Source organism: Microbacterium alkaliflavum (assembly GCF_044325405.1).
Classification (GTDB): Bacteria; Actinomycetota; Actinomycetes; order Actinomycetales; family Microbacteriaceae; genus Microbacterium; species Microbacterium alkaliflavum.
Window position 1 is genome coordinate 440,834 of record NZ_JBIQWL010000002.1, and the last position, 24,325, is coordinate 465,158.

The 24,325-nt window shown below is 70.5% G+C and carries 25 protein-coding genes; 8 read left to right on the top strand and 17 right to left on the bottom strand.

Annotation, left to right across the window (positions count from 1 at the left end):
- Nucleotides 1–196: 196 nt before the first annotated feature.
- The 3 genes from rimM to rpsP are packed head-to-tail and all read right to left on the bottom strand — an operon-like array spanning nt 197 to nt 1,548.
- The gene (gene rimM, locus ACH3VR_RS07040) at nt 197–892 is read right to left on the bottom strand and encodes a ribosome maturation factor RimM (protein ID WP_396640044.1); all 696 of its coding nucleotides are present in this window, start codon (nt 890–892) and stop codon (nt 197–199) included.
- The gene (locus ACH3VR_RS07045; RefSeq protein WP_127819708.1) at nt 892–1,122 is read right to left on the bottom strand and encodes an RNA-binding protein; all 231 of its coding nucleotides are present in this window, start codon (nt 1,120–1,122) and stop codon (nt 892–894) included. Before ACH3VR_RS07045 ends, rimM begins: the two co-directional genes overlap by 1 nt.
- Nucleotides 1,123–1,125: 3 nt before the next feature.
- On the bottom strand, nt 1,126–1,548 hold the full coding sequence (gene rpsP / locus ACH3VR_RS07050; RefSeq protein WP_396640045.1) for a 30S ribosomal protein S16: 423 nt from the start codon (nt 1,546–1,548) through the stop codon (nt 1,126–1,128).
- Between the two features lie 216 nt (nt 1,549–1,764).
- Here rpsP and ACH3VR_RS07055 point away from each other — a divergent pair, with 216 nt between their 5' ends.
- From ACH3VR_RS07055 to ACH3VR_RS07065, 3 genes are all read left to right on the top strand, one after another.
- Nucleotides 1,765–2,298, top strand: a complete 534-nt coding sequence (locus tag ACH3VR_RS07055) for an RNA polymerase sigma factor (protein ID WP_396640046.1) — start codon at nt 1,765–1,767, stop codon at nt 2,296–2,298.
- Entirely contained in the window at nt 2,295–2,939 is a 645-nt protein-coding gene (locus tag ACH3VR_RS07060) for a hypothetical protein (RefSeq protein WP_396640047.1), read from the top strand. Before ACH3VR_RS07055 ends, ACH3VR_RS07060 begins: the two co-directional genes overlap by 4 nt.
- 93 nt (nt 2,940–3,032) lie before the next feature.
- Nucleotides 3,033–4,196: a glutamate--cysteine ligase gene (locus ACH3VR_RS07065; RefSeq protein ID WP_396640048.1), complete on the top strand. Its 1,164-nt coding sequence runs from the start codon at nt 3,033–3,035 to the stop codon at nt 4,194–4,196.
- A 141-nt stretch (nt 4,197–4,337) separates the two neighbouring features.
- Here ACH3VR_RS07065 and ffh read toward each other — a convergent pair whose 3' ends face one another.
- The gene (ffh, locus tag ACH3VR_RS07070; protein WP_396640049.1) at nt 4,338–5,906 is read right to left on the bottom strand and encodes a signal recognition particle protein; all 1,569 of its coding nucleotides are present in this window, start codon (nt 5,904–5,906) and stop codon (nt 4,338–4,340) included.
- Nucleotides 5,907–5,956: 50 nt separating this feature from the next.
- Nucleotides 5,957–6,943, bottom strand: coding sequence for a TetR family transcriptional regulator (locus ACH3VR_RS07075; protein ID WP_396640050.1), 987 nt, complete (start codon nt 6,941–6,943; stop codon nt 5,957–5,959).
- 164 nt (nt 6,944–7,107) lie between these two features.
- Here ACH3VR_RS07075 and lipB point away from each other — a divergent pair, with 164 nt between their 5' ends.
- Both lipB and lipA read left to right on the top strand, forming a co-directional pair.
- Entirely contained in the window at nt 7,108–7,746 is a 639-nt protein-coding gene (lipB, locus tag ACH3VR_RS07080; RefSeq protein WP_396640051.1) for a lipoyl(octanoyl) transferase LipB, read from the top strand.
- Nucleotides 7,743–8,741, top strand: a complete 999-nt coding sequence (lipA, locus tag ACH3VR_RS07085) for a lipoyl synthase (RefSeq protein WP_396640052.1) — start codon at nt 7,743–7,745, stop codon at nt 8,739–8,741. Before lipB ends, lipA begins: the two co-directional genes overlap by 4 nt.
- A 243-nt stretch (nt 8,742–8,984) precedes the next feature.
- Here lipA and ACH3VR_RS07090 read toward each other — a convergent pair whose 3' ends face one another.
- The 5 genes from ACH3VR_RS07090 to smc all read right to left on the bottom strand — a co-directional run bounded on the left by ACH3VR_RS07090 (nt 8,985) and on the right by smc (nt 15,431).
- Entirely contained in the window at nt 8,985–9,485 is a 501-nt protein-coding gene (locus ACH3VR_RS07090; protein WP_396640053.1) for a DUF2004 domain-containing protein, read from the bottom strand.
- A 67-nt stretch (nt 9,486–9,552) separates the two neighbouring features.
- Entirely contained in the window at nt 9,553–10,425 is an 873-nt protein-coding gene (ftsY, locus tag ACH3VR_RS07095) for a signal recognition particle-docking protein FtsY (RefSeq protein WP_396640054.1), read from the bottom strand.
- Nucleotides 10,426–10,514: 89 nt separating this feature from the next.
- A complete protein-coding gene (locus tag ACH3VR_RS07100; RefSeq protein WP_396640055.1) occupies nt 10,515–11,213 on the bottom strand; it encodes a hypothetical protein in 699 nt (232 codons plus the stop codon).
- A gap of 70 nt (nt 11,214–11,283) precedes the next feature.
- Nucleotides 11,284–11,940: a hypothetical protein gene (locus ACH3VR_RS07105; RefSeq protein ID WP_396640056.1), complete on the bottom strand. Its 657-nt coding sequence runs from the start codon at nt 11,938–11,940 to the stop codon at nt 11,284–11,286.
- Nucleotides 11,937–15,431 carry a chromosome segregation protein SMC gene (gene smc, locus ACH3VR_RS07110; protein ID WP_396640057.1) on the bottom strand — a complete coding sequence of 1,165 codons (3,495 nt, stop codon included), beginning with the start codon at nt 15,429–15,431 and terminating at the stop codon, nt 11,937–11,939. The genes ACH3VR_RS07105 and smc overlap by 4 nt, the downstream gene beginning before the upstream one ends.
- A gap of 456 nt (nt 15,432–15,887) precedes the next feature.
- On the opposite strand from smc, the gene ACH3VR_RS07115 reads away from it, so the two are divergent.
- Entirely contained in the window at nt 15,888–16,973 is a 1,086-nt protein-coding gene (locus tag ACH3VR_RS07115; RefSeq protein WP_396640058.1) for a GNAT family N-acetyltransferase, read from the top strand.
- Between the two features lie 20 nt (nt 16,974–16,993).
- Here the strand turns inward: ACH3VR_RS07115 and mutM are convergent, their stop codons facing one another.
- The 6 genes from mutM to ACH3VR_RS07145 form a co-directional block, all read right to left on the bottom strand.
- Nucleotides 16,994–17,932 (bottom strand): bifunctional DNA-formamidopyrimidine glycosylase/DNA-(apurinic or apyrimidinic site) lyase, encoded by a 939-nt coding sequence (mutM, locus tag ACH3VR_RS07120; RefSeq protein WP_396640059.1) that lies wholly within the window; start codon nt 17,930–17,932, stop codon nt 16,994–16,996.
- The gene (gene rnc / locus ACH3VR_RS07125) at nt 17,925–18,623 is read right to left on the bottom strand and encodes a ribonuclease III (RefSeq protein WP_396640456.1); all 699 of its coding nucleotides are present in this window, start codon (nt 18,621–18,623) and stop codon (nt 17,925–17,927) included. The genes mutM and rnc overlap by 8 nt, the downstream gene beginning before the upstream one ends.
- A 43-nt stretch (nt 18,624–18,666) precedes the next feature.
- Nucleotides 18,667–18,876 carry a 50S ribosomal protein L32 gene (rpmF, locus tag ACH3VR_RS07130; protein ID WP_019179169.1) on the bottom strand — a complete coding sequence of 70 codons (210 nt, stop codon included), beginning with the start codon at nt 18,874–18,876 and terminating at the stop codon, nt 18,667–18,669.
- A gap of 29 nt (nt 18,877–18,905) precedes the next feature.
- Entirely contained in the window at nt 18,906–19,394 is a 489-nt protein-coding gene (locus ACH3VR_RS07135; protein ID WP_396640457.1) for a YceD family protein, read from the bottom strand.
- Between the two features lie 107 nt (nt 19,395–19,501).
- Nucleotides 19,502–19,996, bottom strand: coding sequence for a pantetheine-phosphate adenylyltransferase (gene coaD, locus ACH3VR_RS07140; protein WP_396640060.1), 495 nt, complete (start codon nt 19,994–19,996; stop codon nt 19,502–19,504).
- A gap of 38 nt (nt 19,997–20,034) precedes the next feature.
- Nucleotides 20,035–22,197, bottom strand: a complete 2,163-nt coding sequence (locus ACH3VR_RS07145) for an ATP-dependent DNA helicase RecG (RefSeq protein WP_396640061.1) — start codon at nt 22,195–22,197, stop codon at nt 20,035–20,037.
- Between the two features lie 49 nt (nt 22,198–22,246).
- Here ACH3VR_RS07145 and rsmD point away from each other — a divergent pair, with 49 nt between their 5' ends.
- A complete protein-coding gene (rsmD, locus tag ACH3VR_RS07150; RefSeq protein ID WP_396640062.1) occupies nt 22,247–22,828 on the top strand; it encodes a 16S rRNA (guanine(966)-N(2))-methyltransferase RsmD in 582 nt (193 codons plus the stop codon).
- On the opposite strand, the gene thiL is transcribed toward rsmD, so the two are convergent.
- Complete coding sequence (gene thiL / locus ACH3VR_RS07155; RefSeq protein ID WP_396640063.1) at nt 22,798–23,787, bottom strand: thiamine-phosphate kinase; 990 nt, start codon at nt 23,785–23,787, stop codon at nt 22,798–22,800. The two genes, rsmD and thiL, sit on opposite strands and share 31 nt — an antisense overlap.
- A 22-nt stretch (nt 23,788–23,809) precedes the next feature.
- Between thiL and ACH3VR_RS07160 the strand changes: the two genes are divergently transcribed.
- The gene (locus ACH3VR_RS07160) at nt 23,810–24,316 is read left to right on the top strand and encodes a DUF3515 family protein (RefSeq protein ID WP_396640064.1); all 507 of its coding nucleotides are present in this window, start codon (nt 23,810–23,812) and stop codon (nt 24,314–24,316) included.
- Nucleotides 24,317–24,325: the final 9 nt, after the last annotated feature.

Below are 24,325 nucleotides of genomic sequence, written 5' to 3' on the forward strand. Positions count from 1 at the left end.
CGGATCACACCGACCTCACGGTTCGCCGTGACCGGGTGTGATTTCCGGTTCGGCCGGTCAGCACAGCGACTGCTCGGGCGCGCCGCCCCCGATGACCCCGATGAGCGGCTCCGCGCCGCACCCGCCGCGGCCGCCCCGACGAGGAGCTGGCCGGCGAGGGCTCTGCGCATCATGCAAGACCCTTGGGGCCGGGCGATCAGCCGCGCTCGTCCTCATCCGCCGCGTCCTCGTCGAGCTCCTCATCCGAGACCTCGACGGCCTCGGTCTCTTCCTCGTCGCCGGCGATCTCTTCGAAGAGGCCGGCAGGCGGGGTCACGACGACGCGCCCTGCGGCGATGTCGACCTCGGGCACGATCGCCTTCACGAACGGCACGAGGATCTCACGCTCGTCGCCGGCTTCCGCCGCGCGCACGATGAGAAGGTCCTGCGCCGGAAAATGGTCGACGCGGACGACGCGTCCGACGACGACGTCGTCACGCACGACGTCGAGGCCGACCAGCTGGTGGTCGTACCACGCGTCATCCTCGGCCGGCGCGGCCTGCGCGTCCTGGTCGATCCAGAGGATCGCGCGGACGAGCTCCTCTGCCGCGTTGCGATCGTCAACGCCCTCGAAGAACGCCACGGGGTGGCTGTTCATCCACTTGAACTCGCGGACGGTGAGCGGCTTGCCATGCCACGGCGAGGACTCGGGGACCTGCAGAGTGAAGGTCGCACCCGGGACGAATCGGCCGTCGGGGTCGTCGGTGTACAGCTCGAGCTTGAGGGCGCCCTTGAGGCCATGGGCCTTCACGAGGCGCCCGACGCGCAGCTGCGTCTTGGCCGGCTTGGCCGCGCGGGCAGGGCCCTTGCCCGTGCCCGTCGCGGTGGTGTCCGGCGTTTCTGCGTCCGCCATCAGTCGTCAGCGACGTCGACGCGGACGCGTCGTCCGTCGGCGAGCGCTGAGATGAGCGTGCGCAGGGCCTTGGCCGTGCGTCCGCCGCGCCCGATCACGCGACCTCGGTCATCGGGGTGCACGTGCACCTCGAGGACGTCGCCGCGAGACGACGTCGAGGAGTCGATGCGCACGTCGTCCGGGTGATCGACGATCCCCTTGACGACGTGCTCGAGCGCGGCGGCCAGCACGGATTACTCGGCGTCCGAAGCGGCGTCGGCCTCGTCGGCGGCAGGCGCCTCGGCGACGGGCTCTTCGGCCTTCTTCTCGGCCTTGGGCTTGATGACCGACTTCTTCGACGAGTCGACCTCGAAGTCGGCCTTGGTCTCGGCGGTGCGGACCGTCGAAACGGCGTTCGCGTCGCCCTTGAACTTGCCCCAGTCGCCCGTGAGCTTGAGGATGGCGGCGACCTGCTCGGTCGGCTGCGCGCCGACGCTCAGCCAGTACTGCGCGCGCTCGGAGTCGACCTCGATGAACGAGGGCTCCTCGGTCGGGTGGTACTTGCCGATCTCTTCGATGACACGACCGTCGCGCTTGGTGCGCGAGTCGGCGACGACGATGCGGTAGTAGGGCGCACGGATCTTGCCGAGGCGCTTGAGACGGATCTTGACAGCCACGATTCTCCTGAATGTGTGGAAAGTGAGTGAACCGATCGCCTGGAGCGTGGGGTGCACACCCGGCGGAAGCTCTGAAGGAGGACCTGTGCGCTGGATAGAGGGTCGAGCGCCCGGTCCGACCCATAATTCTCTCACACCCGCGGCACCGTCGCGAACTGGCGGCGATCCCTGGCGAGACGGAATGAACCAATCCAGCGCGAGCGGACATAACAGAGTATGAACGACGAAGATGTCGCCGATTGGGAGGCGCTCGGCAGGGGCGACCCGCTCGGCCTCGCTCGGCTCTTCGACCGGCACGAGGCGCGACTGTTCCGTCACGCCGCCCGGCTCCTCACGGTCCGCGAGGACGCCAAGGATGCCGTCGCGATCGCATTCTTCGAGCTGTGGCGGCGGCGCGGTTCGGTACGGCTCGTGGACGGGTCGCCGCTGCCGTGGCTCATCAACACGGTGTCCAACACGTCGCGGAACCTTGAACGGTCCGCGCGGCGCTACCGAGCTGTGCTGGGACGCGTGCCGAGCACACCTGCCGCCGAGGGCGTTCGACCAGCCGACGAGACGGGGGTGCTCGCAGCCTTGCGCCGACTTCCCGAGAAGGAGCAGAGCGTCGTCGTTCTCACGATCATGCAGGGCTACCGCGAGAGCGAGACCGCGACGGCCCTGGGCATACCGGTCGGGACGGTCAAATCGCGGCTCTCGCGCGCGAAGGCGCGGCTGCGCGGCGAACTCGAGCAGATGGGGATGGTGCCATGAGCGACCCGATGTCGCCACGCGAGCACGACGACATGCGCGATCTCCTGATCGCGGGCACGCAGCGCATCCGTCCCGCCGTCTCCCGTCGTGCCTGGGTGAGCGTGGGCATCGCCGCAATCCTCGTCGGCGCGACGGTCGGAGGTGTCGCGACCGCCGCCCTGAACACACCGCGGCACGGCACGCCGCCCGCGAGCCCGGCTCCCTCGTCGACTCCGACGTCGACGCCGATCCCGACGCGCACCTCGGACGAGGTCATCCCGTTCGACCCGAACGCCCTCGAACCGACCCTGCCCGACCTCGCCGCGCCCGCGGAAGGCACGCACGTCACTCCGCCGCCGGATCCGCCCCAGGACGCGCGCGTCATGCTCGGCACCCGCAGCTGGCTCGACGAGCAGGGCATCGACTTCATGTCGGCACAGGGCTTCCAGAGGGTCGCGGGCATCCAGGCGTGGACCGCGCCTCTCACGGACGGCACCGGCTGGTGCATCCTGATCCGCAAGGACTTCAGCGGGGGCGGCTTCTCGGAGGTCGCCTGTGACGCCGACGGCGCGCCCGCTCGGGTCGAGCGTGAAGTCGACGGCGCTCTGTTGCGCTTCACGATCGTCGGCGACGCGATCGACGTCTACAACGTGCCCCGATGAGCGGGTGAGCGCGCCCCGGCGCACATGACCCCCCGCGTCGCGAACCGGCTGCCGCGACGCCGGGTCGACGCATCCGCATGCGAAACTGTGCCCATGACGGTGCCTTTCGCGACATCCGCCCGGTCCACCGTGGGGCTCGAATGGGAGCTCATGCTCGCCGACGGCACCACGGGCGACCTGGTCCCGCGTGCGCCGGAGGTGCTCGACGCGATCGGCGATGAGACCGAGCACGAGCGCTTCACCGTCACGGGCGAGCTCCTGACGAACACCGTCGAGGTCACGAGCGGCATCGGCGACACCGTGGCCGCCGCCGTCGACGACATCGCCGATGCGATCAAGGCCGTCCGCTCGGCGACCGATCCCCTCGGCATCGAGCTCCTCTGCGCCGGGAGCCACCCTTTCGCGCAGTGGTACGACCAGCAGGTCACCGACAAGACGCGGTATCACAAGCTCATCGAGCGCACCCAGTGGTGGGGCCGCAACATGATGATCTGGGGCATTCACGTGCACGTCGGGGTCGAAGACGTCAACAAGGTGTTCCCGATCATCGGCGCCCTGTCGGTCTACCTGCCGCATCTGCAGGCGCTCTCGGCGTCGTCGCCGTTCTGGGCGGGCGAGCGCACGGGGTACGCGTCGAACCGGGCCCTGGTCTTCCAGCAGCTGCCGACGGCGGGACTGCCGTGGGCGTTTCGCGATTGGGCGCAGTTCGAGGCCTACCTCGACGACATGGAGCGCACGGGCGTCATGGCCGACGCGACCGAGGTGCGCTGGGACATCCGCCCCGCACCGCGCTGGGGCACGATCGAGGTGCGTGCCTGCGACGGCATGTCGACCCTTCCCGAACTCGCCGCCGTCGCGGCGCTCGTGCAGGTACTCGTCGAGCACTTCTCGCGCGAGCTCGACGAGGGGCGCGAGCTGCCCGTCATCCCGCCGTGGTTCGTACGCGAGAACAAGTGGCGCGCGGCCCGGTACGGCCTCGACGCCCGCGTCATCGTCGACGCCGACGGCACTCAGCTCCCCGTGCGCGACCACCTCCGCGAGACGATGGACCGATTCGCCGACATCGCCGTCGAGCTCAAATGCGGTCGGGAGTTCGCGGGCCTCGAGACGACCCTCACACAGGGCGCGTCCTACGCACGCCAGCTGCTGGTGGCCGATGCCGCCGACGGCGATCTGCGCGAGGTCGTGCAGCACCTCATCCGCGAGTTCCGCGCCGGGCCGACCCTCCGCGACCACCTGGCCCAGTTCGGCCACTGACGTCGGTCGTGGGTTCGTCTCGCCCACTTCAACGACAGGTCAACCACGCATCTGCAGGCCGGATTCGTCCAGAACATCCTGCGGGTCCGTGGTTGACCTGTTTCGGCGGAGGCGAACAGGCCGAGAGGGGGATGCCGTGGGTCAGCCGCGTCCGAGCATGCGCTGCAGCTCGGCGAGATCCTCGGCCGACGGTGCGCCCTTCGCGCCGTTGCCGCCGAGGCCGAAGCCCGACCCGGTCGGCTCCGACGCGGCCTGCGCCGCGATGCCGGCGTTCTCGGCCGCGCGCTTGGCGGGGTTGCCCGACCGCGAGCCGGACCGCGACTTCTGCTGCTTGCCGCGCTTCGTCGAGGCGCCAGGGCGTCCCGCGCCGGGCACGGGGCCCATGCCGGGGATGTTCGGCACGCCGCCGCGCGCGACGGTCTTCATCATCTTCGCCGCCTGCTCGAAGCGGTTCACGAGCGCGTTGACGTCGGTGACGGTCATGCCGGAGCCGCGCGCGATGCGCAGGCGTCGCGAGCCGTTGAGCACCTTGGGGTTGCGGCGCTCCCCCGGCGTCATGGAGCGGATGATGGCCTCGGTGCGGTCGATCTCGCGCTCGTCGAAGTCGTCGAGCTGCTGCTTCATCTGGCCCATGCCCGGGAGCATCCCGAGCATCTTCTTCATCGACCCCATCTTCTTCATCTGCTGAAGCTGGTCGAGGAAGTCCTCGAGGGTGAACTGCTCCTTCGCGAGCTTCTCGGCGACCTTCATCGCCTCTTCCTCGTCGAAGGCCTGCTGGGCCTGCTCGATGAGGGTCAGGATGTCGCCGAGGTCGAGGATGCGCGACGCCATGCGGTCGGGATAGAAGGGCTCGAGGTCGTCGAGGTTCTCACCCGTCGAGGCGAAGATGATGGGGCGGCCGGTGATGGATGCCACCGAGAGTGCCGCGCCGCCGCGCGCATCGCCGTCGAGCTTCGAGAGCACGACACCGGTGAAGTCGACGCCCTCCTGGAAGGCCTTGGCCGTGTTGACGGCATCCTGACCGATCATCGCGTCGATGACGAACAGGACCTCGTCGGGGTCGACCGCCTTGCGGATGTCGGACGCCTGCTTCATGAGCTCGGCGTCGACACCGAGGCGACCCGCCGTGTCGATGATGACGATGTCGTGCTGCTGGCGGCGCGCGATCTCCACGCCGTCGCGCGCGACCTGCACAGGGTCGCCGACGCCGTTGCCCGGCTGCGGCGCGTAGACGGCGGCGCCGGCCTGGCCCGCGACGATCTGCAGCTGGTTGACGGCGTTGGGGCGCTGGAGGTCGGCCGCGACGAGCAGCGGCGTGTGGCCGTCCTTCTCGAGCTGTTTGGCGAGCTTGCCTGCGAAGGTCGTCTTACCCGAGCCCTGGAGGCCTGCGAGCATGATGACGGTCGGCGGGTTCTTCGCGAACTGCAGGCGCCGCTGCTCGCCGCCGAGGATGGCGACGAGCTCCTCGTTGACGATCTGCACCACCTGCTGGGCCGGGTTGAGGGCCCGGTTGACCTCGTCGCCGAGCGCGCGCTCGCGCACCTTGGCGGTGAAGTCCTTGACGACGGGCAGCGCGACGTCGGCGTCGAGCAGGGCGCGACGGATCTCGCGCACCGTGCCGTCGACGTCCGCGGGCGTGAGCTTGCCCTTGGTGCGGAGGTTGCGGAAGGTCTCGGTGAGCCGATCGGAGAGCGTGCCGAAGGTAGCCATGATCCCCCGATTCTACGGGCCCTTCGACAGGCTCAGGATTCGCGATCCTATTATGGACCGTCGGGTCCGAGCTCCTGGAAAAGGGTGATCTGCAGGTCGGCGGGCGCCTGCAGCCTCGCGTTGAGCGAACGCCAGGGCGTGATGCGAGGGGATGCCTGCAGATCGGCGCCCGCTGCGACCAGGCGATCGGCGACGGACTCGGTGTCGCCGACCTCGAACGCGATGCGGATCGGGCGGCTCGGAGCATCCCCGTCCGTCTCGACGCTGTCGATCAGCGCGACCTGTCCTGCGTTGGAGAGCTCGAGGGTCGCCTCCCCCGCTGCGAGGATCACGACCCGGGCGTCGCCCTCCCCTTCGTAAGACTCGCGTTCGACGAGGCCGAGCTCGTCGCGGTAGAAGGCGAGCGCCTCCTCGAAGTCGTCCGCGCGGGCGACGACCCGCAGCTGCCGGGCGCCCGACGGCAGCGTCGGTGCCGCCGCGCTCAGGGCGAGGGAGAGTGAGCGGGCGAGCGGTGCGCGCCCGGCGCCCTCGTGCGCCCACGCCTCGATCGCGGCGAGCACGGCTCCTCCGTGCGCCGCGCCCGCGACCTCTGCCGCGATCGACGCGGCACCCGCGCGCTGGAGCCGCTGCGAGACGGCCAGGGCGATACGGGCGCGGCGGAGGGATGCCTCCCGCTCGAGCTCGCCGGTGAGGCCCATGGCATCCGTGTTGACGAGTGCGAGGGCGAGGCTGTCGGGCGTGAAGCCGTCGCCCAGAGCCGTGAGGGCAGCGCGGACAGCGGATGCCGCATCCGCTCCCCTGTCGTTCTCGAGGCGATCCTCGAGCACGCCGATGCGCTCGTCGAGCGCGGCCCAGACGATGTCGGACTTGGAGGCGAAGTAGTTGAAGAAGCTCGACCGGCTCACGCCGGCGCGTGAGGTGATGTCCACGATCGAGGTCTGCTCGAACCCGCGCTCGAGAAAGAGCTCGCACGCCGCCTCGGCGAGAGTCTCGCGGGATGAGGCGCGCGGGCGGCCGGTGCGAGGCTCGGTGCTCATGCGACCACCCTATGCACGGCCAGTCTCGCCGAGCCATGGCATTCCCGCCGAGCTCAGGGGCGCCGCGCTCGGTCTCGCCGAGCTCCCTCGGGTTCGACGAGACGGCACCCGCTAGGCGTATTGTTGGACGCGATCCAGAAAGTCGCCACAAGCGAAGGAGAAGCGTGCTCGACATCCTCACTCCGGGCTTCGCCCCCGACTACGTGCCCTACCTCGACGGATGGGCGCTGCAGCGGAGCATCCACGCCGACATCGTCGCGGGCGACCGCCCCGACACCCTGATCCTGCTCGAGCACGATCCGGTGTACACGGCCGGCGCGCGCACTGCGCGGCATGAGCGGCCGACCGACGGGACGCCCGTGGTCGACGTCGATCGCGGCGGCAAGATCACGTGGCACGGCCCGGGCCAGCTCGTCGGGTACCCGATCGTGCGCCTGCACGAGCCCATCGACGTCGTCGGCCACGTCCGCCGGCTCGAGGGCGCGCTCATCGAGGTCCTCCGCGAGTTCGACGTCGACGGATACCGCGTCGAGGGCCGCAGCGGCGTGTGGGTTCGCCGCCCGCTCGGCGAGGACAAGGTGGCCGCGATCGGCGTCCGCGTGCAGCGCGGCGTCACGATGCACGGCTTCGCGCTCAACTGCGACAACACGCTCGCGGGATTCCGCGGAATCATCCCCTGCGGGATCACGGATGCCGGGGTCACGACGCTCAGCGAGCTGGTCGGCGCCGACATCTCCCCCGTCGACGTCGTCGACAGCGTCATCCGCGTCTTCCAGGCCGAGTACGCGGAGGTGGCCGCGTGAGCGCCGCGGGCCCGGACGGGCGCAAGCTGCTGCGGCTCGAGGTGCGCAACGCCGAGACGCCGATCGAGCGCAAGCCGGAGTGGATCAAGACGAAGGCGAAGATGGGCCCGGAGTACCAGGCCCTGCACTCGCTCGTGAAGACAGAAGAGCTGCACACGGTCTGCCAGGAGGCCGGCTGTCCCAACATCTACGAGTGCTGGGAGGACCGTGAGGCGACGTTCCTCATCGGCGGCTCGCAGTGCACGCGCCGCTGCGACTTCTGCCAGATCGACACCGGCAAGCCCGCCGACTACGACACCGACGAGCCGCGCCGAGTCGCGGAGAGCGTGCAGCGCATGCAGCTGCGCTACTCGACCGTGACATGCGTCGCACGCGACGACCTTGCCGACGGTGGGGCGTGGCTCAACGCCGAGACCGTGCGGCAGATCCACGCGATGAACCCGGGCACGGGCGTCGAACTGCTCGCGACCGACTTCAACGGCGATCCTTCGCTGCTGGCCGAGGTCTTCGAGTCCCGTCCCGAGGTCTTCGCGCACAACGTCGAGACGGTGCCGCGGATCTTCAAGCGCATCCGCCCCGCCTTCCGCTACGAGCGGTCGCTCGATGTGCTCACGCAGGCGCGCGACGCGGGTCTCATCACGAAGTCGAACCTCATCCTCGGGATGGGCGAGGAGCCCGAAGAGGTCGTGCAGGCCCTGCAGGACCTCCACGACGCGGGCACAGACATCATCACGATCACGCAGTACCTGCGCCCGACGCCGCGGCACCTTCCCGTCGCCCGCTGGGTCAAGCCGGACGAGTTCGTGGCGTTCAAGGAGGAGGCCGAGCGCATCGGCTTCCTCGGCGTGCTCGCGGGTCCCCTCGTGCGCTCGTCGTACCGCGCGGGTCGCCTCTGGGCGCAGTCGATGATCTCGAAGGGCCGTGAGATCCCGTCGCACCTCGCCCATATCGCCGCCGACGTGCACGTCGACCGCGGCTTCGCGCAAGCGGTGTAGCCCAGCGTTCACGGGTTTGGGGCGCGTCCCGGTCGCGACACGCCGTGCCTGCCGGCGTGTCGTCGACGCGACGCGCCCCGAACCCCGCGGGTCAGTCCGCGCTCGTGGCCGACAGCACGTCGTCGACGCGACATGCCCCAAACCCCGCGGAGCCCTTACCCCATCGGTTCGGGGCGTATCCCGGTCCCGACACGCCGCGTCTGCCGGCGTGTCGTCGACGCGACACGCCCCGAACCCCGCGGGTCAGTCCGCGCTCGTGACCGACAGCACGTCGCCGTCGGAGCCGAGATTCACGAGCAGCACGTCGTCGGTCGCGTACGGGTCGAGCGCGTATTCGAGCACGGCGAAGGGCTCCGACCCGCCGTGCTCGTCGGCGAGGATCGTCATGCTCATGAGCTGCAGCGAGCGGATGACGTCGATGTGCGTGTCGCCCGAGACGTCGACGAGCAGCTCGTCGAGCTCTTCGCCGAGGGCCTCCTGCTGCTGCAGGATGTACTCGGTCACTTCGCTCGTGCGGTCGTCGAGCTCCGCGACCATGGCGTTGCGGGCATTGCGGTCGATCGCCTCGAGCGACGAGACGAGACCTGCGGCCACATCGAGGGCCGCCTCCGAGACGTCGTCCTGGTCGGGCGCCGTGAGGTCCACGGTCACGGTCTGATCACCCAGTTCGACGTTCTCGGACCAGAAGATCGACCCGTCCGGTCCGGACTCGAGGAGTCCGAAGAAGTCGTGCTCGATCGCCATGACCCCATGAAACCAGCACCCAGGCCCCGACGGTAGCCCGTAGCGCTCGAATTCGATCTCGGGCGTGTCAGTCGACGAGAGCGGCCGCGAAGACGTGCGGCGTGAAGCCCGTCAGGTCGCCGATCCCCTCGCCCTGACCGAGCAGCTTCACGGGGATGCCGGTGCGCTCCTGCACCGCCAGCACGAAGCCGCCGCGCGCCGAGCCGTCGAGCTTCGTGATGACGAGGCCCGTCACCCCGGCATGCTCGAGGAAGGCCTCTGCCTGCATGACGCCGTTCTGGCCGGTCGTGGCATCCAGCACGAGCAGCACCTCGCTGATCGGCGCCTGCTTCTCGATGACGCGCCGGATCTTCGTCAGCTCGTCCATGAGCCCGCCCTTGGTGTGCAGGCGGCCCGCGGTGTCGACGAGCACGATCTCGGTTCCCGTGCGCTTGGCGTAGTCGATCGTCTGGAAGGCGACGGATGCCGGGTCCTGGCCCTCGTGCTGAGGGCGCACGATCGCGGCTCCGCCGCGCTCGGCCCACGTCGCGAGCTGGTCGACGGCCGCGGCGCGGAACGTGTCGGCAGCGCCGACGACGACGGAGCGGCCGTAACGCTGCAGGAACTTGGCGAACTTGCCGATCGTCGTCGTCTTGCCGACGCCGTTGACGCCGACGACGAGCACGACGGCGGGGCGTTCGGTCAGCCGCAGCGTGGTGTCGAACTTGGCGAAGTGCTCCTCGAGCACCTCCTTCAGCATCCGCTGGAGGTCCTTCGGATCGGTCGTGTGGTACTTCGCGACCTTCTCCCGGAGATCGTCGATGATGCGCTCGGTCGTGTCGGGCCCGAAGTCCGCTGTCAGCAGCGCCGACTCGAGGTCGAGCCAGGTGAGCTCGGTGATCTCGGGTGCGGCGAACATCGAGCGCAGCACGCGCACAAGGGACCAGGGGCTCTCAGCCATGCCCTCCAGCCTACGGGCGCGAGAGCCGCTCCCCCTGCGTCAGGTGTTCACGGCCGCCCAACCGGGTCCGTTGCGTCCTCCGCCCGGCGTCACGTCGATCCCGGCCCGACATCAACCACGAGATGTTCGTCGTCACGGAGCGTGTTGTACTCCTCCATGGCATCCTGCCCCTCGGGGCAATTGATCATCAGGTAGATCCCACCTCCCATAGAGCCGAACATCCGCGCCGAGAAGAGCCATGTCCCACCATCGGCCTGCCCGCCCCAGATGGTGCGCATCGGGAGGACGTCGTCGTCGAAGAACAGCGGCACAGCGTCGTCGAACGCGTGAGATTCGACATCCTCGCGAGTCGCACCGGCTGAGATCGCGCCAACCATCAGGGTGAGAAGTTCGTTCGTGATCGTCCGGTCGTCCTGGCTGTAGTCGATACCGGCGAGGGTGCCCTGATAGAAGCTGATTTCGCATTGCGTCGCATCATCGGTGATCGACCAACTCCCGTTTCCGTCGTCCGGTGAGAGCTCCGAGAATCCGTCGCCGAACGTGAACCATTGGACTCGCCATTCCGAAGGGTCGAGGTCTGCACCGTGATCGAGTGACAGATCCGACGGTGCGCGCCGCTCCGTCGGCGTCGGCGACGGGGAGGGACTTCGGCGCGCAGTCCCGGGCTCGACGACAGGCGTCGGGGATTGTGCGGCCTGGGGCGGTGCGCCGGAGGCGCAGCCGGTGATCAGCAGTGAACCGATGGCGAGGGCGATCACGCCCACGCGCCTTTGCGCGGAGTGATTCATGGCCGGAGCATAGACCTGGCTGAATCGACCGCGCGCTAGGGAATTCTCCCTATTGCGCAATGCCGCAGAATCACTTCTTCGCGGTGAACACGATCTGGAAGGCGTTCGGGGTCGAGCTGAGCAGCGACCACACGGCGGCGACGTTCGTGTCGGCGGGGCATCGCAGAGATGCGACGAATCCCTGGTTGAGCGCCGCGAAGGCGCGTGCCGCGATGACGTAGGTCGTGCCCGACTCGTCATCGGCGCCGGCAACGGCCCGCGTCTGCACCAGCTCGGACGGCGTGCGGAAGGGCGCGATGTCGTCCTTCGCGAACGCTGCGATCTGGTCGGTGGTCGTGCCGAACTGGGCCGCGAGCAGCTCATCGGAGAGGTTGGAGTCGTCGGACGAGGCATCCAGGCGTGTCAACGCGCCCTGCCAGTAGCCGATCGTGCAGCCGGTCGCGTCGCTCGTGTACGACCACGAGCCGCTGCCGTCATCGACCACGTCGACCGTGTAGCCGGGCGCACTCTTGAGCGGATCGGCCCACGCCGCCGTCTGGTTCGGGTCGAGCAGGTCCCCGTCGGCGAGCTTGATCTCGACGGTCGGCGACGCCGTGCCCGTGGGCGTCGGGGACGCGGACGCGCTCGGCGTCGACGTCGACGTCGGAGACATCGTGCACGCCGTGGCACCGGCGACGACGGCGATCACGACCGCAGCGCCGAATGCGCCTCGGATCCAGCCGATCACGACGCGACCCGCTCCCCCACGCGCTGGCCGACGACGGCGGAGACGCCGTCCTGCCGCATCGATACGCCGTAGAGGGCGTCGGCGATCTCCATCGTGCGCTTCTGGTGGGTGATGACGATGAGCTGGCTCGACTCGCGCAGCTGCTCGAAGACCCCCAGGAGGCGCCCGAGGTTCGCGTCGTCGAGCGCGGCCTCCACCTCGTCGAGGATGTAGAACGGGCTCGGGCGCGCCTTGAAGATCGCCGTGAGCAGCGCAACCGCCGCGAGCGAGCGTTCGCCGCCGGACAGCAGCGAGAGCCGCTCGATCTTCTTGCCGACCGGGCGCACGGCGACCTCGATCCCCGTCGTCAGCGGGTTGTCGGGGTCGGTGAGCGAGATGCTGCCGGTGCCTCCCGGGAACAGCACGGGGAACACCTCTCCGAAGGCGGCCTTCGTGTCTTCGAATGCCGCGAGGAAGATCGTCTGCATCCGCTCGTCGAGCTCCTCGATGATCGTGAGGAGGTCCTTGCGGGTCTGCGTGAGGTCGGCCAGCTGCTCGACGAGGAACTTGTGCCGCTGCTCGAGGGCGGCGAACTCCTCGAGCGCGAGCGGGTTGACGCGGCCCAGCTGCGTGAGCTTGCGCTCGGCATCCTGCAGGCGGCGGCGCTGCGCCGCCCGGTCGTAGGGCACGGCCTCGGAGTCATCGTCGGAGTCGACGGGGATGGGCTGGTCAGGGCCGTATTCGGCGACGAGGACGCCTTCGTCGAGGCCGAGCTCCGAGGCGACGCGCTCGAGGAGGCTCGTGACGTGCAGACGCTTCTCGTGGATCTGCAGCTCGAGGCCGTGCACGCTCTCGGTGAGCCCCCCGAGCCGCTCGCGCACCGTCGACTCGCGCGTCCGCAGGTCGGCGAGCTCCTGCGTCAGCGCCGTGCGCGCGCTCTCGGCCGCGACGAGCTCCACTCGAGCCTGCGCCACGGAGCGATCGACGGAGTCGAGCAGCGGCGGAAGCTGCCCTGCGACATCGGCTGCGATCTCGCGCTGCGCCCGTCGGATGACGGCGCGGCGGGCGGCCTCGGCGGCGGCTTCACGCTCGCGTTCGCGCTGCTTCTCGAGCTGCACGACGCGGGCCTCCCCCGCCCGCACCCGTTCGCGCAGCGTCTCGACGTCGAGGCGGGTGCGCATCTCGGATTCGCGCGCCGCCTCGAGCGCCGCGAGCAGGCCGTCTCGCGCCGAGGCGTCGAGGATGGGGCGTGGAGCTTCGAGCGCGAGGGTGAGCTGATCGTCGGCGACCCGGGCCGAGCCTGTGGCGTCCTCGACGGCAGCCTGGGCCTGCGCGAGCCCCGTGGCGAGCCGGTCGCATTCGGCGATCGCGGCTTCGTGTCGCACCGTGGCTCGGTTGACCTGCTCGGCGTGGGCGGCGAGGGCCGCGTCGTGCGCACGCAGCGCCTCGAGTGAGGTCCTGGTGCGCTGCCGGGCGCCTTCCAGGCCGCGCACCTCGTCGCCGAGCGCCTCGCGCAGCGAGTCGGCGACGACCTGGATCTCGGCGAGGCGCTCGGCCGCGGCATCCCGTTCCGCCGCGAGCTCGAGTCGCGAGCGGCCCTGGCCGGATCCCGCGCGCACCGTATGCGCCGTCACGACCTCGCCCGCGCGCGTCACGACCGTGACCCCATCGGCCGCGCCCACCGCCACGGCGGCCGCGAGGTCGTCGGCGATGAGCACGCGGGACAGGATGCCGACCACGCCGTCCGGCGCGGTCACGACGTCATGCGCCGACGTGGTGCCGGGTGCCGCGGGCACCGGGTCGCTGCGGCCGGCGTCCGCGATCGCGATGTCGACGACCCCGAAGTCGCCGTCGCGCACCGTCTCGGCGACGGCGAGTGCCGCCTCCCGCGAGTCGACGAGCACGCCCTCGGCGAGCGGGCCGAGCACGGCGGCGATCGCCGCCTCGAATCCGGGCTTGACCTTGATCGCGTCGCCGAGGAGGCCGCGGACGCCCTCGCCGCCGCGCGCGATGATGTCGGCGGCGGCGTTGCGCACGTCGAGGGCGCGGCTCAGTGTCTTGGTCTGCGCCGTGAGCGACTCGAGCTCGCGCTCGGCCGCATGCAGGCGCTCGCGGAGCGCGCCGACGGACGCTTCCGTCTCGGTCGCATCGCGCTGCGCGCGCTCGTACTCGGCCGCGTACTCCGCCGAGGAGCCCTCGGCAACAAGGCCGGGGTCGACGCCCGCGAGAGTCTGCTCCGCCTCCGTGCGGCGCTGCAGCGCGGCATCCAGTGCCTTCTGCTGCCGTTCGACGGCCGACCGCACGGCGGCGAGGGCGGATGCGGCGGCCTCAGCCGTACCGCGCAGGGCGGTGATGCGCATGTCGTGCTCGGATACCAGCGCGCTCTGCGCGGCGATGTCGGCATCGAGGGCGTCGAGCTCGGCGCGCGCGCGCATGACGTCGCGAGCCGCTTCGGCGGCGGCATCCTGTGCCTCGCCGAGCCCACCGGCGATGTCGTCGATCTCGGTGCGCGCCTCGTCGATCGTGGCCTGCGTCACCGTGACGCGCGAGGTCGGGTCCTCCTCCTCGGCCTCACCGAGGAGCGCGAGCCGCTGGCCGGCGAGCGTGTAGAGGGAGCGCACCCGCTCCTGCACCCGCTCCAGCGAGAACGCGACGCTGCGTGCACGGTCGACGGCCTCCGAACGCTGGTCTGCCTCGAGCAGCTCGATGCGCGCCCGCACGTTGTCGAGCTGGTCCTGCAGCACGATCCGCTCGGCGTGCCGTTCCTGCTCGTTGCGCGTGTGGTCGGCCAGCTCGGTGCGAAGGCCCACGAGCTCGTCGGCGAGGAGCCGCGCCTTCGCGTCGCGCACGACGGCGGCGATCGTCGCCGCCTCACGCGCGATCTCCGCCTGGCGTCCGAGCGGCTTGAGCTGGCGGCGCAGCTCACCGGCCAGATCGCTGAGGCGCGTCAGATTGGCCTCCATCGCCTCGAGCTTGCGAAGGGTCTTCTCCTTGCGGCGGCGGTGCTTGAGGATGCCGGCCGCCTCCTCGATGAAGCCTCTCCGGTCTTCGGGCGAGGCCTGCAGGACACTGTCGAGGCGGCCCTGTCCGACGATGACGTGCATCTCCCGGCCGAGACCGGTGTCGCTCAGCAGCTCCTGCACATCGAGGAGCCGGCATGACTCGCCGTTGATCGCGTACTCGCTCGCCCCGTTGCGGAAGAGGGTGCGGCTGATGCTCACCTCGGAGTACTCGATCGGCAGCACGCCGTCGGAGTTGTCGATCGTGAGCTGCACCTCCGCGCGGCCGAGCGGGCCGCGCGTGGCCGTGCCGGCGAAGATGACGTCTTCCATCTTGCCGCCGCGGAGAGTCTTGGCACCCTGCTCGCCCATGACCCAGGCGAGCGCATCGACGACGTTCGACTTGCCCGAGCCGTTGGGTCCGACGATGCACGTGACACCCGGCTCGAGGGCGAAGGTGGTCGGCTGCGCGAACGACTTGAACCCTTTGAGCGTCACGCTCTTCAGGTGCATGGAGGAGCCTTCCGCACGGCCGGACGATATCGGATAACCGTACCCGACGGCCCTCGCCGCACCGGGCAGGCGGGCCGGGCCGAATGTGAGAGATCCGGCGAAGACCTTGACGTGTGCTGAAGGCCTGCGCTAGCGTCGCTGATCGCGTCAGACATCGAGAGGAGGTCGCCATGATGACGGAAGCCCGCACGCAGCGCACAGCGCCAGCGTTCCCACGTGTCTTCGCCGTGGCGACCGGCTCGTTCTGCACGCTCCCCCTCGCGGACCGTTGATCCGCTCGTAGGAGGACTCCGCCTGCAGGCCGTTCCGGGCCGTCGCTCGACGCAGGAACGCCGTGGTGGTCTCCGGCCGCCTTCGCCGTCGCCGCTGCACGGGCGCCCCCGGATGCCCGCCACCTCCGCGATCCCCTGAACAGCCGATTCACACCCACACTCACACTCTGACCAGAGAGCAGAAATGAACACCACGACACTCACCGGGCTCGAGTTCCGACAACTCACGGTCCCGGCATCCATCGAATCCGCGGACGCCGCCGACTTCATCGCGATGGTCGATGTGCGCAACCGCGTCTACCGGGAGATCTCCGGACACGACGACCACACCATGGCCGCCGACGAGATGATCCCGATCTACCGCCCCGACGAGTACGAGCTGCGACTGCTGTGGCTCGTTGTGAGCGACGGCGAGCCCGTCGGTCGCGTCGGCGTGGACATCCCCTTCGAGAAGGGCTCGAAGGCGGCGTACTGGCTCATCGAGCTGCTCGAGAGCGCACACGGCCGAGGCATCGGCACGGCCGCGTATGCGCTCGTCGAGCAGATCGCACGCCGGTACGACCGGACAGTGCTGCAGTCCTGGGCGGCGCACCCCGCCGCGCCTGGAGAGGTGCTGACGCCTCCGACGGGCTTCGGTTCGATCCCCCTCGACCGGGCGGCCCGCTTCTACCTCGCCAACGGGTACGCGCTCGAGCAGGTCGTGCGCAACAGCGCGTTCGACCTGCAGGCGCCGTTCGACGAGGTCGACCGACTCCTCGCCGAGGCACAGGCGGCCTCGACCGGCTACCGCGTCGTGCAGTGGACGCTGCCGACGCCGGCGGAGTACGTCGACGGCTATGCGTGGATGAAATCGCGCATGTCGACCGACGCGCCGTCGGCCGGGCTGGAGTTCGACGAGGAGGTGTGGGACGCCGCGCGCCTCGCGGTGCACGACGCCGCGTACACCGACGTCGGGCGGCACCTGCTCGTGACGGCCGCGCAGCACATCTCCACGGGTGAGCTGTGCGCGTTCAACGAGCTCGTGATCGGCAAGGACCGCACTCGGGCCTCGAACCAGGAGGACACCCTCGTGCTGAAGGAGCACCGCGGGCACAAGCTGGGCACGCTCGTGAAGTGCGCGGGTCTTCTCTCGTGGCGCGAGATCGCACCCGACTCCCCGCGTGTCATCACGTACAACGCGGAGGAGAACCGGCCGATGCTCGACATCAACGAGGCCATCGGCTTCGTGCCGATCGCGTACGAAGGCGCCTGGAAGAAGGTGCTCGACTGAGTGAGGCGGATGCCGCGGGTTCAGCTCGCCCGCGGTCCCTGTCCTGAGCCTGTCGAAGGGCGCTGGCAGTGCGGGCAGTAGTGGCTCGAGCGGTTCATGAACGACACCCGCACGATCGGGCGGCCGCATCGGGGGCAAGGCTCCCCGGTGCGGCCGTACGCGTTGAGCGAGTGCGCGAAGTAACCGGCCTGCCCGTTGACGTTGACGTACTGCGCGTCGAAGCTCGTGCCGCCCTCGGCGAGGGCCTTCTCGAGCACGGCGCGCACCTCGGCGAGGAGCCGGTTCGAAGACCGCGTCGAGAGCGTGAGCGCGGGCGTCTCGGGATGGATGCGCGACGCCCAGAGCGCCTCGTCGGCATAGATGTTGCCCACGCCGCTCACGACCGTCTGGTCCAGGAGCACGCGCTTGATGGCCGAGCTCTTGCGGTTCAGCGCCGCACGGAAGCCCCGGTCGGAGAACGCGGGGTCGAGCGGGTCGCGCGCGATGTGCGCGACCTGACTCGGCACCGACGCCGCGCGGGTGCCTCGCCCGCCGGCTGCGGCATCGGGCGTGGGAACGAGCGGATCGACGGCGAGCGAGCCGAAGGTGCGCTGATCCGCGAAGACGACGGCCAGTTCGCCGTGGTCGGGATGCTGGATGTCCAGGCGCACGCGCTCATGACGCTCTTCGGGTGCTCCGGGCGCGCGCAGCAGCAGCTGACCGCTCATGCCGAGGTGGCCGACGATCGCCTCGTCGGGCTCGGCGCCGGCCGCCGGCTCGAGGGGCAGCCAGAGGAACTTGCCCCGGCGTGCGGCGCCCTCCACGATGCGACCGGTCAGTGCGCCCTCGAAGTGCGCCCCGCCGCCGGCGTGTCGCGTGAGGGCGCGCTCGTCGAGCACGGTCACCGCGACGATCGTCGCCCCCGATACGGCGGGCTCGAGGCCCGCGCGGACGACCTCTACCTCGGGAAGCTCAGGCACGACCGCTGAGGGTGCGCCACGCGCTGAGCGCCGCAGCGGCCTCGGCGTGCTTCTTGCTCGTCCCCGTACCCTGGGCCGAGACGGCGCCGACGGTCACAGTCGCCGTGAAGCGGCGGTCGTGGTCGGGTCCAGTCGACACGACGGTGTAGAGCGGAGCCGCCGCACCCGTGTGCGCCGCGAGCTCCTGCAGGCTCGTCTTGGGGTCCATCGCAGCGCCGTAGCGGTCGGGGTCGTCGAGCAGCGGTTCGATGAGCCGCAGCACGAGAGCCGTCGCGGCATCCGGACCCGCCGAGAGGTACGTCGCCCCGATGATCGCCTCGAGCGTGTCGGCGAGGATCGAATCCTTGTCGCGGCCGCCGGTGAGATTCTCGCCACGGCCGAGCAGGATGTGCGCGCCGAGGTCTATGCGTCGTGCGACCACGGCGAGGGCGACGGTCGACACGACGGACGCGCGGCGCTTCGCGAGCGCGCCCTCGTCGAGCTCGGGATGCTGCGTGAACAGCCGCACGGTGACTGCCTGCCCGAGGATCGAGTCGCCGAGGAATTCGAGGCGCTCGTTGTGCGGGATCTGGCCGTGCTCGTACGCGTACGAGCGGTGCGTCAGGGCAAGCGAGAAAAGCCCGGCGTCGATGTCGACGCCGAGCTTCTCGGCAAGTGCTGAACGCGTCGGAGCTGCGGTGGGCTCGTCGATCGCGCGATCAGGAGTGACGTCGGTCACGTCGCCGGTCAGGCGATCAGACGTCGGCGACCTTGCGGCCTTTGTACTCCAGGAACAGCTCGGTGCCCTGCGAGTCGGTGACGACCTTCGCCTGGTGAGGACGGCTGTAGACGACCTTGCCGTTCTCGATGGTCTTGACGAGCGTGGGGGCTTCGGCCTTCCACTGCGCACGACGCGAGCGAGTGTTGGAGCGCGAGACCTTCCGCTTCGGGGGGTTACCTGCCATGGCTGACTCTCTTCTGTGTTCTCGACGATTCAGCTGCCCCGCACGGGGCGCGGCGCATCGTCGTCGTGGTCTTTGGTGTAGTCCTGGAGCGCGGCCCAGCGTGGATCGGTGGGAGCGCTGGGCGCTGGTCCGGCCTTCTCGGTGAGTCGTTCGCCCGTGACCGGATCGAGGCCGGGGCAATCCGGCTCACAGACCGGCTGAAACGGAAGCGACAGGACGATCGCATCCCTGACAGGAGTTTCAAGATCCACGTGGTCGTCTTGAACCTCGAAGTCAGTTGCTTCCTCCCCAGGATACGCGAAAAGCTCCTGAAACTCGACTTTGACACCCTCGGCGATGTCTCGGAGGCACCGTCCGCAGACGCCTGCGTACTCCGTGGCGGCCTCGACGGTCACGAGGATCCCCTCGTGGACGGACTCGAGCCGCACGTCGAGCGCGATCGGCTCGCCCTCGGGGACGGAGACGAGGCCCTCACCCCATTTGGCGGGCGCGGGCACGTCGAACGCGAACTCCCGCATCTCACCGGAACGGTGGACGATGTCTCGGACGGGAAGGTCGAATGGTCCCGTGTGGCGCTTTCTCACGGTCGTCAAGCCTACCGGCGCCCGCTTGTGCGGGGCCTGAGTCAGACGTCGGCGGGTGTGCCGAGGAAGCGGGCGACGGCCGCCGGAACGAAGGGCGCGACATCGCCGCCGAGGGATGCCACCTGCCGGACGAGCGAGCTCGAGACGAGGGCGTGTGCGGGATCCGGCAGGAGGAACACGGTCTCGATCTGTGCGAGGTGCCGGTTGACGATCGCCATCGGCGTCTCGTACGCCACGTCGACCTGCGACCGGATCCCCTTGACGAGCACGCCGGCCCCGACGTCGGTCGCGTAGTCGACGAGGAGCCCCATGCTCCATGACGCGACGACGACGTCGCCCCCGATGTCGCTCTCGGCGATCGACTGCTCGAGGAGGGTCAGACGCTGCGCGATCGGCAGCATCGCCTCCTTGCTGGGGTTGTGCACGACGAGCACGTGGAGCTGGTCGTACAGCGCCGCAGCGCGGCGGATGACGTCGAGATGCCCGAGCGTCGGCGGGTCGAATGAACCAGGGACGACGGCGATCCGGCTGTTCATGTGGTTCAGCCTATGGGACCGGCGGACGGCGAGCCGCGTCAGCTCTTGGCCAGCGCGGCCCGCTCCTGGATGCCGACGCGACGCTCGATCGCGGCCGCGAGACCCGGGTGGCGCTGGAGCGTCGGGTCGGCCTCGAGCACACCCTCGGCGGCCCCGCGCGCCTCGGCGATGAGCGGAGCGTCCTTCACGACCCGCAGAAGGCGCAGCGACGACCGCACGCCCGACTGGGCGTCGCCCAGCACGTCGCCCTCGCCGCGCAGCTCGAGGTCGACCTCTGCGAGCTCGAAGCCGTCGAGCGTCGCGGCGACGGCTTCCACCCGCGCCCGCGCGGACGTGCCGGGCGCCGCTTCGGTCACGAGCAGGCACAGGCCGGGCACGCCTCCGCGGCCGACGCGCCCGCGGAGCTGATGCAGCTGCGACACGCCGAACCGGTCGGCCTCGAGGATCGCCATGGTCGACGCGTTGGGCACGTCGACGCCGACTTCGACGACGGTCGTCGCGACGAGAACGTCGATGTCACCGCGGGCGAAGGCCTGCATGACGGCATCCTTGTCTTCGGACGGCATCTTGCCGTGCAGGATCTCGACGCGGATGCCTTCGAAGGCGGGATGCCGCGACAGCAGGTCTGCGGCCTGCACGACACCCCAGCGGGTGCGTGCCGTCGATCCTTCGTCGGGTTCGACGGCTTCGTCGGCCGTGTCATCCTTCGTCGCCGCCTCGGAGTCGATCGCGGCGCAGACGACGAACGCCTGACGGCCTTGGCCCACCTCCTCCGCGATGCGCTCCCAGACGCGCGCGAACCAGCCGGGCCTCTCGGCGAGCGGGGCGACGAAGGTCTGGATGCCGGCGCGCCCCTGCGGCATCGTGCGGATGGTCGACACATCGAGGTCGCCGAACACCGTCATGGCGACGGTGCGCGGGATGGGGGTCGCGGTGAGCACGAGGGCGTGCGGCGAGGAGCCCTTCGCGCGCAGCGACTCCCGCTGCTCGACACCGAAGCGATGCTGCTCGTCGACGACGACGAGGCCGAGGTCGGCGAAGGTCGTCGACTCGCTGAGCAGGGCGTGGGTGCCGACCACGATGCGCGCCTGGCCCGACGCGACCCGCAGGGCGGCCTTTCGCCGCTCGGCGGCGGGCAGCTGGCCGGTCAGGAGCGTCGGCATGAGCTCGGGAGCGAGCTTCGGACCCAGCATCCGCGCGATCGAGCGCACGTGCTGGGCGGCGAGCACCTCGGTCGGCGCGATGAGCGCCGACTGGCCGCCGCTCTCGGCGACCTGGAGCATGGCGCGCAGCGCGACGAGGGTCTTGCCCGAGCCCACCTCGCCCTGCACGAGACGGTTCATGGGCCAGTCGCCGACGAGGTCGCGCTCGACCTGGTCGCCCACCGTCAGCTGGTCGGGAGTGCGCGGGAAGGGCAGCGCTTCGTCGAACCTCTCGAGGAGCGCACCGCCCGGCCGTTTGATCGCCGACAGCGCGCGCACGAACTGGCGCTGCTGCAGCAGGGCCGCCTGCAGCACGAACGCCTCGTGCCAGCGGAGCGTCTCGCGCGCCTGCTCGATCTGGTCTTCGAAATCGGGGCGGTGGATGCGCTCGATCGCGGTGCGGGCGTCGAGCAGACCGTGCACCGCGCGCAGCGCGTCGGGCAGCGGGTCGGCGATGTCGCCGAGCCCCCCGAGCACGAGCTCGACGATCTTCGTGAACTGCCAGCTCGCGACCGTCGAGGTCGCGGGGTAGATCGGGATCGGCAGGTTCGCGTACGCCTGCGCGTTGAGCCGCGCCGTGTCTTCGTCGTCGAACAGCTCGTAGTCGGGGTGGGCGAGCTGCTTCGAGCCCTTGTACTCCCCCACCTTTCCGGCGAAGATTCCGCGGCGGCCGGGGCGCAGGTCTTTCAGACGCCAGGCCTGGTTGAAGAAGGTGAGCGACAGCTCGCCGTTGCCGTCGCTGATCACGACCTCGAGGATCGTGCCCTTGCGCGCCTGCATGCGGCGCTCGTTGGCGCGGCGCACCTCGGCGACGATCGTGACCGGCTCGCCGACCGGAAGCGAAGAGATCGGCGTCAGCTCGCCGCGACGCGCGTAGCGCCGCGGGTAGTGCGCCAGCAGGTCGCCGACCGTCTTCATGCCGAAGGCGCGCTCCAGCACGCCGGCCGTCTTGCCCCCGACGGCGCCGTCGAGGCGCGACTCGAGGGTGTGGCCGGGCATGGATCCACTCTAGACACCGCCTCCGACGCCGGGTTTGTAGGGTGGGAGCGTGACGCGCATCATCGCCGGCCGCGCCGGAGGGACGACCCTCGATGTCCCCGGGAGCGGCACGCGCCCCACGAGCGACCGCGTGCGCGAGTCGCTCTTCGGCGCCCTCGAATCGGCCGACGCGATCGTCGGCGCACGCGTCGTCGACCTGTATGCGGGATCGGGCGCGCTGGGCCTGGAGGCGGTGAGCCGCGGGGCGGCGTCGGCCGACCTCGTCGAGCGGGCCGGGCCGGCCGCCACGATCGCGCAGCGCAACGCGGCGCGCGTCACGAAGGCGCTCGGCGCCGAGCCGCTCATCCGCGTGCACCGCATCGCCGTGACGGCGTTCCTCGGCCGCAACGCCGGGCCGTTCGACCTTGCGTTCCTCGATCCTCCGTACGACGTCGGCGAGACCGAGCTCGCTACGGCGCTGCACGCCCTGCGGCCGCTCCTGTCCGACCACGCCGTCGTCGTGGTCGAGCGCGCGCGCCGCTCCCCCGCCCCGCCATGGCACGCCGCGGGACTCGAGCCGGTGCGCGATCGCGCGTACGGCGACACGGCGATGTGGTGGGGTCAGCCCCTCGTCGCGTCCCAGTCCCGGTAAGGGTCCCACCCGCCGCGACCGGCGGGGACGACCCCGTCGACCAGCACGGGATCGGCGCCCGCGGCTTCGACGCGCCCGATCGTGCGGAAGCCCTGCGGCAGCCCGGCTTCCGGCGGGAACGTCGCGAGCAGGGCGTGATCCTCGCCGCCGCTGAGCGCCGGCTCCGGACCCACCGCCGATCCGTCGAGCCGGATCGTGACACGGGATGCCGTTGCCATGCGCGTCGCGTCGAGCACGAGCCCGTCGGACACGTCCATGAGAGCGGTCGCCCCGGCGTCCGCCGCGACGGGGCCCAGCCCGACGGGCGGCGACGGGCGCAGCTGGCGGGCGAGGTCGGTCGACTCGTCGGCGCTCAGCGCGGCCTCGTCGACGGGCACGGGCGAGCCGGAGGCATCCCGGAACCGTCCGAACAGCACCGCGAGACCCCGCGCCGCGCGACCGAGCTCGCCCGCCACGGCGACGACATCGCCCGGACGTGCGCCCGAGCGCAGCAGCGGGTCGCGCCCGTCGAGCGCGCCGAGCGCCGTCACGGCGATCGTGAGGGTGTCCGAGACCGTGAGGTCTCCCCCCTCGACCGCGCAGCCGGGCGCGAGGGCGTCGCAGGCGGCGCGGAGGCCGTCGGCGAGGCCTTCCACGAACGACAGCGGAGTGTCGTCGGGCATCGCGAGGGCGACCAGCAGCGCCGTCGGTCGCGCGCCCATCGCGGCGACATCGGCGAGGTTGACGGCGGCGGCCTTCCAGCCGAGGTCAAAGGCGCTCGACCACGCGAGGCGGAAGTCGGGACCGTGCACGAGCGTGTCGGTCGTCGCAACGATCCTGCCGTCGGGCGCCGCCAGCACGGCGGCGTCGTCACCGGGTCCGACCTGAGCGCGCGATGGGCCCAGCCGCTCGAGGATCGTGCGCAGGATCGCGCCCTCCGACAGGTCGCCCACCCGGGGTGCGGCGGCGGGAGAGCTCATCGTGCCAGGTTAGCCTGGAGGGGTGACCCGATCCCGCCGACTCCGCACCGCCGGGACCGCGTCGGCACTGCTGCTCGCGGCCGTCGCGCTGACGGGCTGCAGCGGCGGAACCGTGTCGATGAAGGCCGCGCCCGACGCGAACAGCCCGCTGTGCGCCGACGTGACGGTGCGACTCCCCCAGTCGGTCGACGGGCAGCAGCGGCGCTGGACCGACGCGCAGGCCACTGGCGCGTGGGGCGACCCCGCCGCGGTGCTCCTCACGTGCGGTGTCGCCGAGCCGGGCCCCTCGACGCTGCGCTGCATCACGGTCGGCGGAATCGACTGGCTGGTCGACGAGTCGGAATCGCCGCACTACCGGCTCACGACCTACGGCCGCAACCCCGCCGTGGAGGTCTACGTCGACAACGAAGTGGTCTCGCCGAACAACGTCCTCGATGACGTGCGGCTCGCCGTCGCGCAGCTTCCGAAGGACGCCGACTGCACGGCGCCGGAAGCCCCGCTCGACGAGCAGGACTCCGGCACCGGGTGATCAGGCCGC

Coding starts and splice junctions, on each gene's coding strand:
- rimM (WP_396640044.1), bottom strand. CDS start 892: ATGGCGGACGCAGAAACGCCGGACACCACCGCGACGGGCACGGGCAAG.
- ACH3VR_RS07055 (WP_396640046.1), top strand. CDS start 1,765: ATGAACGACGAAGATGTCGCCGATTGGGAGGCGCTCGGCAGGGGCGAC.
- ACH3VR_RS07060 (WP_396640047.1), top strand. CDS start 2,295: ATGAGCGACCCGATGTCGCCACGCGAGCACGACGACATGCGCGATCTC.
- ACH3VR_RS07065 (WP_396640048.1), top strand. CDS start 3,033: ATGACGGTGCCTTTCGCGACATCCGCCCGGTCCACCGTGGGGCTCGAA.
- ffh (WP_396640049.1), bottom strand. CDS start 5,906: ATGGCTACCTTCGGCACGCTCTCCGATCGGCTCACCGAGACCTTCCGC.
- ACH3VR_RS07075 (WP_396640050.1), bottom strand. CDS start 6,943: ATGAGCACCGAGCCTCGCACCGGCCGCCCGCGCGCCTCATCCCGCGAG.
- ACH3VR_RS07090 (WP_396640053.1), bottom strand. CDS start 9,485: ATGGCGATCGAGCACGACTTCTTCGGACTCCTCGAGTCCGGACCGGAC.
- ftsY (WP_396640054.1), bottom strand. CDS start 10,425: ATGGCTGAGAGCCCCTGGTCCCTTGTGCGCGTGCTGCGCTCGATGTTC.
- ACH3VR_RS07100 (WP_396640055.1), bottom strand. CDS start 11,213: ATGAATCACTCCGCGCAAAGGCGCGTGGGCGTGATCGCCCTCGCCATC.
- smc (WP_396640057.1), bottom strand. CDS start 15,431: ATGCACCTGAAGAGCGTGACGCTCAAAGGGTTCAAGTCGTTCGCGCAG.
- ACH3VR_RS07115 (WP_396640058.1), top strand. CDS start 15,888: ATGAACACCACGACACTCACCGGGCTCGAGTTCCGACAACTCACGGTC.
- rpmF (WP_019179169.1), bottom strand. CDS start 18,876: ATGGCAGGTAACCCCCCGAAGCGGAAGGTCTCGCGCTCCAACACTCGC.
- ACH3VR_RS07135 (WP_396640457.1), bottom strand. CDS start 19,394: ATGCGGGAGTTCGCGTTCGACGTGCCCGCGCCCGCCAAATGGGGTGAG.
- coaD (WP_396640060.1), bottom strand. CDS start 19,996: ATGAACAGCCGGATCGCCGTCGTCCCTGGTTCATTCGACCCGCCGACG.
- ACH3VR_RS07145 (WP_396640061.1), bottom strand. CDS start 22,197: ATGCCCGGCCACACCCTCGAGTCGCGCCTCGACGGCGCCGTCGGGGGC.
- thiL (WP_396640063.1), bottom strand. CDS start 23,787: ATGAGCTCTCCCGCCGCCGCACCCCGGGTGGGCGACCTGTCGGAGGGC.